The sequence below is a fragment of the Candidatus Chloroploca mongolica genome, assembly GCF_004762035.2.
Taxonomy (GTDB): Bacteria; Chloroflexota; Chloroflexia; order Chloroflexales; family Chloroflexaceae; genus Chloroploca; species Chloroploca mongolica.
This window is the reverse complement of the sequence record NZ_SIJK02000010.1, coordinates 104601-116382: the sequence shown is the minus strand read 5'-3', so window position 1 is coordinate 116382 and position 11782 is coordinate 104601. Positions and strand designations below refer to the sequence as shown.

Genomic DNA, 11782 nt, shown 5'->3' with positions numbered 1-11782 from the left:
CCGGCCCCAATGTAGGGGCACCCCTGGCGGGTGCCCTGGCGGGTGCCCTGGCGGGTGCCCTGGCGGGGTGCCGGCCCCAATGTAGGGGCACCCCTGGCGGGTGCCCTGGCGGGTGCCCTGGCGGGTGCCCTGGCGGGGTGCCCTGGCGGGTGCCCTGGCGGGTGCCGGTTCCCATGTAGGGGCACGTGCTGCGGCCCCCCCAGGCGCATAGATTTACGCTACAATACGAAGGGGAAACCGATCTGACAGGTGAGGATGCACGCATGCCCTATTACGAGACGCCCCTGGTTGAACGCCGCGAGCCTGATCACCATACGCTCTTGTCTTTGCACGCCCCCGAGCTTGCCAATGCCGTTCGACCAGGTCAGGTCGTTATGGTACGCTGCGCACCACCCGCAAGCGATGATCCGTTGTTGCGCCGGGCACTTTTTGTCGCCGGCACAACCAGCGCAACTGGTCAGATCGAGTTGCTGGTTGAACCAACAGAACGAGGCTTGCACTGGTTGGCAAGCCAACCCCTCGGTACCAAGCTCGATCTCTATGGACCAGTCGGCCAGGGCTTTCGCCTCAACGCAGACACGCACAATCTTTTGCTGGCGGGCACAGGCCCGGCGTTCCCTGCCTTGCTCTTTGCCGCCAGGGATGCCGTTGCACGCGGCCTGGCCGTCATGCTCCTTGCTAGCGCCGAGTCTGATCAGGCTTTGCCGCCACCCTTCCTGCTCCCTCCAGAGGTAGAGTATCAGACGAGCAACACGGGTACCGCGAGTCTCTTTCATCTGATCGCGGGGCGAACCGAGGCCCCGCCAGCCAAAACCTCAGGCAAACGAAAAGTCGCCCGCAAACCACCCGAGCCGATCCCCACGCTCAGCCATAGCCCGCTCGCCTGGGCCGACCAGATCTTCCTGGCCCTCACCGAACCCCTGATAACTGAAGCCGTCCAGACGATCAGGACGGGACGCCTCCGCTGGCCGCGCGAATTTGCCCAGGTCGCCCTCGCTGGCCCCATCCCCTGCGGCCTCGGTACATGCTACGCCTGCCCCGTCACCACCCACGACGGCCAACGCCTCCGCTGCAAAGATGGGCCGGTGTTTGATCTACGTCTCTTAGGCTAACTACTGAGCAAACAGGTCTTCGGCGTCTTGCTTCATATAACCGGTTAGAATCTCGCGCAAACGCCCCCGCGCCCGGTGCAGGCGCACTTTGACGGTGCCCGGCGCAATGCCTAGTTGCTGCGCCGCCTCTTCCGTGCTCAGTTCAAGGATGTCGCGGAGCATCACGACGCTTCGCAATGACTCGGGGAGTTCGGCGATCGCCTGTTCGATCCGTGTGCGCAATTCACCATGCACAGCCATGTGAAAGGGATCATCGGCAGCAAGATGTGGATGCTCGTCTGCCGAGAGGCCCTCGGTAACTGCGTCGAGCCCGACGGTGGGGCGGCGCTTGCGCAGCAGCATCAATGCCTCGTTGGTGGCAATGCGGTACAGCCAGGTGCCCAGACGACTCGTGCCATCAAAACGCGGCATCGCCTCGCACGCGTTGATAAATGTCGTCTGCAACACATTTTCCGCCTCATCATGATCCCCCGTCATTCGCAACGCACGTGCATAGACCAGTGACGAGAACTGCTTCATCAAACAGGTGCAGGCATCGGGATCACCCCGCCGCAAGCCCTGCAATAACATCTCTTCACCATCATAAACTTGAAGCGAAATCTGAGGACCAGCCATAGATCATCTCTCTTTAATGCATATGGGCGACTGCTCTCATGTCATTTTACCATGAAGCGGCTCAGCCGTACCGGGTTGTTCGCCAGACGCAAGCGCACGCCAGAGCGCCAGGCCAATCCCTATCAGTCCATGAAAAACCAGCACCAGCACAAAATAGAGTTGATGCCCACTCGCCCGTGCCTCAGCCTCGCTCAGTATCACCGTCTCGATCCGTTGAGCCACAAAAACAGTAAAAAAGTAGAGGCAAAAGCTGCAAAATACTGCCAGGCGCCATTCCCATCGCCGGGCGATCAGCCAGCCCACCAGCAACGCAAACGGCGTCCCAAAAACAGTCCAAACCAGGGCACGCACAGTCGCATCACTCCGTACGCCCTCAGTCGCGTTGAGATTGTACCCTGCCCACAACAACCCGAGCCCCACCGCAGCAAGCAAGATCGCCAGTGTACGGAGATCGAAACGTTCTTTCATAGGTGCTCTCCTTCCTCTCTCCCTGCCTTCGCTACGCCTCTGCGCCGCTGCGTCTCTGCGTTAAAATCCCCCAGGCCTCAGTGCGTCAATGGATTCACCGAAGGCTTCACCCCCAATGCTACTGCAGCAAACCAGAGCCAGAGCCCGACCCCGCTCACAAAGACGAGACCCACCCAGATGACCAGGCGCCCCGGCCATGAACGAGACAGTGGCGTCAGCAAGGCTGCAATGCCAATACAGACCAGCGCAACGCTAAAATAGCCATACCGTACCTGCTGCCACGTGATCAGGTCAACCAGCAAAAAGATGATCGCACTCCCCAACCACGCCCCGACGATGCGCTGCGCTCGCGCCTGCGTCCGCCAGAGCAAGAAACCGGCACCAACCCCCACCAGCACCAGCGGAAATGGCGCAAATGAGGCGTTGAGGCCAACCCAGATTTGTCGGTAGATCCCCGCAGGATCAGGTGGCGCAGCACCTGTCGCCTCCGGTGTGCCCTGCATCACGCCAGCAAGCATCAGACGCGCTGTGTCGACGTATTGTACCGCCAGGGCGACCAGGCCCGCGCCAACAAGGATCACCAGCCATCCCCGCCACCACGCCAGCGCTTCGTCCCGCCACCTCTGCTGCCAGGGCAAGCCGCTGTGACGCTGCCAAACAACAAACTCAGCCACCATAACAAGCCCAAGACATGTTCCCAGCAAAAGCAAGACCCCGGGGTGGATCAAAAAGATGACCGTCACCAGCAACCCGATCCACCATCGCGCAACTCGCCCTGTGGGTAAGCTTCCCGCCAGAACGAGCAGCAGCACCAGCGCAAGCCACTGGCCCACAATCTGGCTGACAAAACCCCAGTAGAGCGCAGTGAATTGAATGGGCAGCATGGCAATCAGGGCCGCCGCAACCACCGCCGTCCGCTCGCTCTGGCCAAAGCGCAACGCCAGCAGGCCCACGACAAGCGGGGTAGTGCCTTCGAGCAGGGCCGGCACGTATTGCAAAGCCACCCGGTTGCCCCCCAACAAGGTCGTTGGCATCATCAGGGTGTAAATCGTCGGTGAAACCCGCACCAGGCGCCCACCAAACTCCGAGGGGCTATCGTAGATGATCAGGTTGCCCAGTTGAACCAAGGTCATCCAGCGGTTGTGCAGGTAAAAGTCGTGCCCAGCAAAAAGCGGATAGAGCACCCCAAGCAGACGGACAATCAGCGCGGCGAAGGTGATGAGCAACAGGATGCGCAACGTATCGGCAGAAAGACCAGGCTGAAGGCGGAGCACCAGTTGACCGGCAGCCCATACCATCAGCGTGGCGACGATGCTCCCCCCCAGGAGACGCAGTTGCCACGGCGCGGCGACCCATAGTTCAAGCGTTGTATGGGTAAAGAGACCAACTGCCACCAACCCGGCGATGACAGGGCCGACTATATGCTGCCACGATGCCCCTCGCCCCTGCGCAACACCAGTCGCCTCACGCTGCGTGAACCAGGTGCGGTGGAAACCGAGCCACTGTGCCACCACCAGCCAGAGCATAAGCAGGCTCGTCTGGGTCACGAGCACGACAGGGGCCGGGAGCAACCATTGCTGGGCGGGCCAGACGAGACGAACGCGATCAACGCGCACCCCTAGCGGGCGCGGATCAGGCGGCACCACCGTCGTCGTGCTGCTGAAACCGAGGCGAAATGTTCCTCGTGCCAGGGTGCCCGCAGGCACAAGCAGGTGATGCTGGCGCGGTATTTCAACTGCGCTGAGCGTTGTCCAGGGCACCTCATCAAGGCTGAGCAACGCCGCACGCGGCACCTCAACCCCTGGCGGCACCCCCCCGAGTTGCACCGTGAGGCGCACTGGCGCACGCGTCATCGGGCCGCGCAGCGTCAAAAGCGCCTCATCAGCCGTCCAGCGATAGGTCACCCCGAGGTCGCTCTGTTCAGCCTCGTAAAAACCAGGCCCGACAGCCGCGCCTCCATTCCGCTCACCCAGGGCCAGTTCGTAGCCCACTGGCCCAAACCGCAGGGCGAGCAGGTTGCCGCCCACGACAACGAGGCCAACGAGGATCAAGGTGCGCCACCAGCCGGCAGAGGCCATGCTTCACCCTACGCATTCATCTGTTTGAGTTGCGCGAGGGCCTGCCCTTCCAGACGTTTGATCTCGGCCTGCAACCGCTCGATCTCGCTTGCAATGGCAACCAGCCGATCTTCCTGCTGGTTCAGGGTCGCCACATACCGCTGTCGCAGCGCACCTTCGTCACCCTCGCGCCCCAGCGGTTGCAGGTTGCCCTGGATCTGGCGCTGATGTTGCCCGATCTTTTCACGCTCTTGCTCGAGTTGACGGATCTGCGCCTGAGCCTGCTCAGCCTGTTGATAAAGCGCCAGCACCGCCCCGAGTGCCTGCACCACCTCGGCGGTGAGCAAGCGATCCCGTAGAAAGGACCGCAACTGTGCCCCGGTAAGGCCGCGTACCCGCTCTTGTCGTCGCACCAAGCGCCGTTCCGTCACCTCAAAGTTCGTCAGGGTGTGCGGCGCACAGGCCACCCGCCACCGTCCATAGCCCGCACTCGTTTCATCGGGTTGACGCGGCCCGGCAACCTCATAGTCTTGCATCAAGCCATGGTCAAGCGTTACGTCGGCCTCTTTGTCACCATTATTCGTGATCTGATAGCTGGTCATCGCGAGATCATGCTCTTCAAAGATCGCATACTCATCTTTGATGCTGATCCCAATCAACCGACGGTTACTCCGCCGCCGTTCTTCAACCGTAATACCGAGTTCCACGGCATAGGCAACAATCAACTCGCCACCAACACGGGTAAAGGGCAGCACCGCCTCGCCTGCATAATCGCCATCTTCGAGAATGGTCGCCGGGCCACGCTCAAGCGTCAGGCCGGTTGCATTGGTCAGACGCAACGAGGCCACGGGATGGAGCGGCTGCTTGGCCCCATTGTAGAGCAACTCGCGACGGACGGGCAGGCGCTGACTCACAATCGGAACCATCGCCGACTGCCCCCGCCCCACACTCACCGGATGCGCGACGTGATATGCAAAAAGCGCCCCACGCTCGTCGCCCGTCGCAGCGGCTTGTACCGACTGTTCCAGCCGATCAGCCTGCAACCTCGGGTTGCTGCGCATCGCCGCCATCGGCATCGGCGCACGCGCCAGAGCCATGCCATCATCAGCCATGCTCTCAACCGCCATCGCCGCCATCGGTGGCTCAAACATGATCGGGGCCGCCACGGTACGCTCTTCATCTTCCACCAGTGGGCGCTCGGGGGTGTGGGGTTCATAAAGCCGGTAGCGGAAGGAGACCGGCATCCCCGCCATCAAGGTCAACTCCACCCCTTCGAGGTCTTCCTCGAGCTGGTTATCAAAGAGCCCCCAGCCCTGCAAGAGCACAAACGCATCGCTGGCCCCAGCCCCGGTCTGGCGATCGGCAGGTGCCCCTTCATAAAGCAGCCGATAACTGACGCGCCAAGCGGGGGCCGGGGCAATATAGCCAACCAGCAGATCGTGGTCACCAGGGCTCAACCGCACCGTCGCCACCCGGCGCTGTTCGTCACTCTGCGCCGCCCGCAAAAAATAGCTCAGATCAGACGCAGCGGCATCATCAAGCAACTCAACATGCACCAGACGCTTGAGGGGCAGCGTCATCACCTGGCGTGTATCGGGGACATACAGCGAAACCTGCGCCCGCTGCAATGGCTCCTCGCTCTCATAATCCACGCCGACTACCAGACCCTCATAACTCGTCTCGGTGACCTTCTTGTCACCAGTCGTCACACGCAAACGCACCTGGCGCCCGCGCAGATCACGCAACAGATCCAGCAGGCTGAATTGATCCGAAAGCTTGATACTGCCCCGCGCCAGCCGGGCCGCCTGATCTTCCGGCGTCTCAAAGGCCACGCCAAGCACCTGCCCGGCCCCGAGATCAAGCGCAACCAGACTCTTGAGCAGATCATCCATCGCCTCGTGTGGCACACTCAGCGCCAGTTGCTCACCTGTATAAGCTCCACGGCGCTCAAAATAACCAACGCCATGCTTGAACATGATCAACCGGGTTAACGGCAGGCTCATTCTTCCTCCTCAGTTATGTCAAGCCTGATAGGGTTGTAGGCAGTATAGGCGAGACGGGAAAACGACGCCACGAGTGGGGCCATCACCTCATCGGCCCAGAAATACTGACCAGGCAGCAAGGGCCGATAAAGATAGATCGCCAGCACATAAGCGCCCCCGGGTGAACGCACAATGCCCACATCACTCTGCATCGTCTCGATCCACCCACTCTTATGCTCAACACGCACACCCTCGGGCACCCCGGCCACCATCCGTGTGGCATCCTCATTCATCGCAAGCCGATCGAGCATCTCGGTACACCGCGACGGACTAAGCTTCTCGAACAACTCAAGCAGCTCGCCCTCACCCTGGGCACACTGATCGATCAACTGATACAAGCGGGCCATGCTCTCGGGTTCAGCCCGCAGACATGATCCCGTCTCAGTAAAAGGTGCCTCGCCGACCCGACCTTCCGGGCCACAGCGAAAGCTTGGTTTGTAGACCCGAATATAATCACTAGCCTCAAAAGGCACAAAGAGGTAGGTATGCCGCAAACCAAGTTGCTCTTCGAGCATCACACTCATCGCATCGGCACCAAGAAACGCATATTCAGTTCCAAGAGCACCAGCGGCCACCGCAAGCACATCATTCGAAGCCAGATTATCACTCTCGGTAATCATTGCTTCAAGTGCCGCCTCGGTGTCTTCATCAAACTCGTCAAGCTGGGTATACGCATAGAGCATGATCGCCGTCTTGATCGTACTCGCCCCCGCAAACACGGTGCGATCATTGAGGCCGATGCTTTCACCCGTGGCAAGATCGATCAGATGCACCCCAACAATGCCAGGCCAGGCTTCATCCATCGCGACCAACTCGTCTCGCATTTGCTCAAGTGAGATAACCGGCACCTCAGGATCTTCTACCAGTTCCAACTCAATCACACCCGGCTCGGCCTCTTCCAGGGCGGCCCGAATCTGCCTCATCGCTGCATCAAGATCGAGCGTCAGCCCTGGCGTATAGGCAAAACTTCGCGAGATCGTCGCTGTTTCGGTCAGCACGCGCACCGTCGGCGCACGTCCAACCTCGCCAGACAGCCCCTCCAGGCGTTCACCGAGCGCCTCGTCGTCAAACACGACCCGCAGCGGGAGCGTAACCGGACGCGTATCACCCAGCCCATCCAGGGCCTCTTCCAGCAAAGCCTCGGCTGAATGCACTAACCCGATATCATCAGGCTCAATCGTCAACCGGGCCGAACCCGCCCGTAGCCTGAGTGGTGACGGCACCGGCAACTGCTCACGCAAAAGGGTCAGCGCAGCCGCTTGATCAAGCCCACCGACTTCAATCCCACCGAGCGACGAACCAACAGCAAAAACCGGTAACGGGGTAGCAGTGGGGACTGGGGTTGCCACAGCAACAGCAGATGTGGGTGCCATTGTGGATGTGACGGCCATCGAAGGGGCAGCCGATGTACAACCCGTCAGCAGCATCAACAAACACAGTCCGATGGCGGCAAAACGTGGCCGATACATCGTTCCTCCCTAAGACAGATAGTGAAGTGGCGAACCAGAGGAAGCCCTATCCATGTCCTACACATCAGGCTCAAGATAAAATGTGAGGGGATAACCTTCTTCGCGAGCAGTGTGATGTGCATTGTAGATGCGCTCTTGCGCCTCGGCAAAGGGCAAAATCGTCACGAGCGCACGGCCTTCGTGGTGCGCAGTCAACATGACACTCATTGATCGATCAAATTCCAGATCAAAAAAGATACGCAGTATCACCACAACAAAATCCATTGGTGTGACATCATCATTTTCGATAATGACCCGATAGGGCTTCTCAAGATCGTCACGTTCAGCAACGACAAAAGTAACGGTTGGCGTTACGGTTACTTCCGGATCATGCGTGGTCAAGCTGTGCCCTCCGCCTGAGCAATACGCTTCCTTACACCTGCCGCTAGCAGTATAGCATACCTGTACCGGCCTCGTTACTTGCACTGATGCGAGGCTCAGAGTATTATTATCCCCACAACACTGGTGTTCGCAACAAGGAGTTGATGTGGAGATCCTCGATCTGGTACGCCTCAATTTGCTCTCGCCGATGGTGCTTGCCTTTGTGCTCGGTGTCATTGCAACCCTGGTACGGAGTGATCTGAAATTCCCTGAAGAGCTGTATACCGGTCTGTCGATCTACCTTTTGCTGGCGATCGGCCTCAAGGGAGGGGCTGAGTTATCCGAGACCCCCCTTGACACATTCTGGGGTCCAGCGCTCGCAACCCTGGCCCTGGGTGTCCTGATCCCTATTGTGGCCTACGTCGTCTTACGTCGCCTCGGCAAGTTCGAGATCGCCGATGCCGCCGCCCTCGCGGCTCACTATGGCTCGGTCTCAGCCGTGACCTTTGCCGCCGTCCAGACGTTTCTCCAGGTTCTTGAGGTACCCTACGAGGGATTTATGCCCACGTTGGTCGCCATCCTCGAGGTGCCTGCTATCATCGTGGCGCTCCTGATTGCCCGGGTTGCCCTGGGTCAGCGCGGCGAGTGGGGCGAGGTTTTTCGTGAATTGCTGGCCGGCAAAAGCATTCTGCTCTTGCTCGGCGGCATGGTGATCGGGGTACTCGCAGGCAAACCCGGCCTTGAGCAGGTGGCACCCCTCTTTGTTGACCCCTTCCGTGGTGTCCTGACCCTCTTCTTGCTCGAAATGGGCATGGTGGCAGCCCGTCGTTTCCGCGATCTCCGCAAGGTGGGAGCTTTTTTGATCGTCTTTGGCATCCTGATGCCCATCATCAATGGCACCCTGGGCATCTGGTTGGGCAGCATCGTCGGTCTCTCGGCTGGCGGGGCCGTCGTCCTTGGCACCCTGGCAGCCAGTGCGTCGTATATCGCGGCCCCCGCTGCCGTTCGTATCGCGTTGCCCCAAGCCAACCCGAGCTACTACCTGACGGCTTCGCTCGCGATTACGTTCCCCTTTAATCTCGCCATCGGCATTCCGCTCTACTATGGGCTTTCAGGGTTGTTTTATTGAACCGCCGTACCCACTTGCTGGGGCCAGTGCTGGCCCTGGCGCTCTTGCCATCAAGTTTTACCGCCGCTGCGCTGCCCCTCCTCCGTGATGAGTGGGCAACCAGTGCCGCCGGGATTGGCTGGGTCTTTGCCGCCTATCAGGCGGGGTATGTGCTGAGCGTGCTGATCATCTTGCCCCTGACCGACCGCCTACCGTCCGGGGTGGTCATCGGGGGCTGTACGGTGGCAACGAGCCTTGCCTTTGTGCTCTTCCCTTTTGTCGCCACCGATGTCTGGAGTGCGTCGGCCATACGGTTCGTCGCGGGGTTGGGCCTCGCCGGGATCTATATGCCCGGTACCCGTGTCGTGGCCGCCAGTGCCCCCCCTGAACGACGAGGGCTCTTCGTCGGGTCGTATGTATCGTCGTTTTACCTGGGGGGGGCTATCTCGCTCTGGGCGAGTGGCTTTTTGCTCGGCTGGATGCCCTGGCGCCAGGCGTCCCTGGTACTCGGCTTGCTTTCGTTCATCGCCCTGCCCCTCGCCCTCGTTGCCACCCGTGGGGTAGCCGCCCCGACAGGCCAAAGCGGGCGCCTTGATCCGCGCGTCTTACGCGAGGGACCCGTTACCCGCACCATCCTTGGCTATACCGGGCACGCCTGGGAACTCTATATTTCACGTGGCTGGATGGCGGCGTTTCTCGCGGCAGCCCTGGTTGCCCAGGGGCTCGAACCAACCGAAGCAACCGCCCAAGGTAGTCAGTGGGCTGCCTTAATGGCCGGGCTCGGCATGCCCGGGGTCTTCTTTGGCGGCTGGTTCTCGGATCGCATCGGGCGTCCCCAGGCCGCCCTCAGCATCGCGCTCGCCAGCGGGGTCATCTCGCTCGGCTTTGGCTTTCTCGGTGGCGCATCGTGGGGGTTCCTGGTCGCCATCGGGTGCCTCTACGGCTTTCTCATCTCGGCTGACTCGGCGATCTATTCGACTGCGATCACCGAACTCGCCCCCCGTGAACGCCTCGGCTCAGCCCAGGCGCTGCAAGCCTTCATTGGCTTTGGCGCAACAATCCTTGCCCCGATTGTCGCCGGCTGGATGCTCGACCTGAACCTCGGCTGGGGCTCCGTCTTTGCCCTCGGCGGCCTCATGAGCATCGGCCTTGGCCTGCCGCTGATCCGGCTTATCCGCCGGAAATAGGTGCAGAGCATTATGAGGAAACGGAAAAAAGCCAGCTTAGCTGGCTTTTTTCCGTTTCCTCATAAACTTACTGCGTCTCGGGCAAACTCACTAGTTGATCCGCAGGGACAATGATCCTGATCAACTGATTCGCCTCGGCGTTCGCTTGCAATTCCTCAATCCAAGGAATAAAGCTCTCGGCAAAGGCTTGTTGCCCACCCATCGACTGAAGGAAATCAGCACTTTCAAACGGGCGAACCTCGGCCGCGTCGAGCAACTGGATGATGTGCCAGCCAAAGTCACTCTCGACCAGGCGAATTTCGCCAGCCTGCATGCTAAAGATGGCCTCTTCAAACTCGGGCACAAAAACGCCACGCGGGGCCCAACCTAATTCACCACCAGCATCTTTCGAGCCAGGATCATCCGAGCGCTCGGCGGCCAGCGCGACAAAGTCGGCACCCTCGTTCAACTGCACAATCAGGGCCTCAGCCTCGGCCTTGAGCCCGGTGGTATCAGTCACGCCATCGCTGGCAAGCAAAATATGGCGTGCCCGCGCCTGCTCAGACACCGTATGCTTGAGGATCATCTGTTCAACAATGTAATCACGCGCCAACAGACGACGCAGATTCTCCTCGTCACCAACCTCTACCGCGACGAGAAATTCCTGAAAGAGAGCGTCGTCCCCACCAGCCTGCGATTGCTTGATGTCTTCCACCTGCTGATCAATCGCAGCCTCATCAATCACAACCCCCTCTTGACTCGCCTGCTGCACCACCAGTTCGATCTGGATCAACTGCTCAAGCAGCAACTCAGGCTCGGAACCGGGTTGGTAGAGCCGGACAAAATCGCCCCGCGTGATCACCCCTTCGCCTACCTCAACAATCACTTCAGTGCTATCAGCACTGCCAATCGCGGTCAGCAAAGGCATCTGTTCGGGCAATGAACCTTCAGGCAATGAACCTTCAGGGGCAACCTCTTCAACCGTCGGTGTCGCCTGCGCCGTTTCGGTGGGTGTGCCCGGCGACATCAGAAAAGCAATCCCCACACCAACTGCAATCAGCACCACAATCGCAACCAGGATGATTGCCACCGGTGGACGTGACGAGCCACCTGTTTCTGGCTCAGGCCCAGCATCTGTCTCGTCCTCATACGAGGTCGAACGCGCACTTCCATCATACGCAAACCCTCGCCGTGACGTGCCCTGATCTGCCCCAGGTGCATCATGCTCCGGCGTCCCATCCGGCTCAAAGCCGGGTTCTGTTGATTGATCGTCAGTCAAGATCTACTCCCTCATAAACCTGTTATCGCAGAGACTATACCACAAGTTGGTGAGAGAAAGATTGGAAACGCTCAGGGGGCCTACGGCCCCCTGAGCGTTTCCTGTG

General features: G+C 60.1%; 10 protein-coding genes. 3 read left to right on the top strand and 7 right to left on the bottom strand.

Features of this window, described 5'->3' with window-relative positions:
* The first annotated feature begins 263 nt into the window (after nucleotides 1-263).
* Nucleotides 264-1112 (top strand): iron-sulfur cluster-binding protein, encoded by an 849-nt coding sequence (locus EYB53_RS07870; protein WP_135477656.1) that lies wholly within the window; start codon nucleotides 264-266, stop codon nucleotides 1110-1112.
* On the opposite strand, the gene EYB53_RS07865 is transcribed toward EYB53_RS07870, so the two are convergent.
* From EYB53_RS07865 to EYB53_RS07840, 6 genes are all read right to left on the bottom strand, one after another.
* Entirely contained in the window at nucleotides 1113-1727 is a 615-nt protein-coding gene (locus tag EYB53_RS07865) for an RNA polymerase sigma factor (RefSeq protein WP_135477655.1), read from the bottom strand.
* 36 nt (nucleotides 1728-1763) lie between these two features.
* Complete coding sequence (locus tag EYB53_RS07860) at nucleotides 1764-2195, bottom strand: hypothetical protein (RefSeq protein ID WP_135477654.1); 432 nt, start codon at nucleotides 2193-2195, stop codon at nucleotides 1764-1766.
* Nucleotides 2196-2272: 77 nt separating this feature from the next.
* Entirely contained in the window at nucleotides 2273-4273 is a 2001-nt protein-coding gene (locus EYB53_RS07855) for a hypothetical protein (RefSeq protein ID WP_135477653.1), read from the bottom strand.
* Between the two features lie 8 nt (nucleotides 4274-4281).
* Nucleotides 4282-6255, bottom strand: a complete 1974-nt coding sequence (locus tag EYB53_RS07850; RefSeq protein WP_135477652.1) for a hypothetical protein — start codon at nucleotides 6253-6255, stop codon at nucleotides 4282-4284.
* Entirely contained in the window at nucleotides 6252-7763 is a 1512-nt protein-coding gene (locus tag EYB53_RS07845; protein ID WP_135477651.1) for a serine hydrolase, read from the bottom strand. The genes EYB53_RS07850 and EYB53_RS07845 overlap by 4 nt, the downstream gene beginning before the upstream one ends.
* A 57-nt stretch (nucleotides 7764-7820) precedes the next feature.
* A complete protein-coding gene (locus tag EYB53_RS07840) occupies nucleotides 7821-8144 on the bottom strand; it encodes an ATP-dependent Clp protease adaptor ClpS (RefSeq protein ID WP_135477650.1) in 324 nt (107 codons plus the stop codon).
* Between the two features lie 145 nt (nucleotides 8145-8289).
* Between EYB53_RS07840 and EYB53_RS07835 the strand changes: the two genes are divergently transcribed.
* Both EYB53_RS07835 and EYB53_RS07830 read left to right on the top strand, forming a co-directional pair.
* Complete coding sequence (locus EYB53_RS07835) at nucleotides 8290-9252, top strand: sodium-dependent bicarbonate transport family permease (RefSeq protein WP_135477649.1); 963 nt, start codon at nucleotides 8290-8292, stop codon at nucleotides 9250-9252.
* Entirely contained in the window at nucleotides 9249-10418 is a 1170-nt protein-coding gene (locus EYB53_RS07830) for an MFS transporter (RefSeq protein WP_135477648.1), read from the top strand. Before EYB53_RS07835 ends, EYB53_RS07830 begins: the two co-directional genes overlap by 4 nt.
* A 67-nt stretch (nucleotides 10419-10485) precedes the next feature.
* Here the strand turns inward: EYB53_RS07830 and EYB53_RS07825 are convergent, their stop codons facing one another.
* Nucleotides 10486-11676: a peptidylprolyl isomerase gene (locus EYB53_RS07825; RefSeq protein ID WP_254150957.1), complete on the bottom strand. Its 1191-nt coding sequence runs from the start codon at nucleotides 11674-11676 to the stop codon at nucleotides 10486-10488.
* Nucleotides 11677-11782 lie beyond the last annotated feature (106 nt).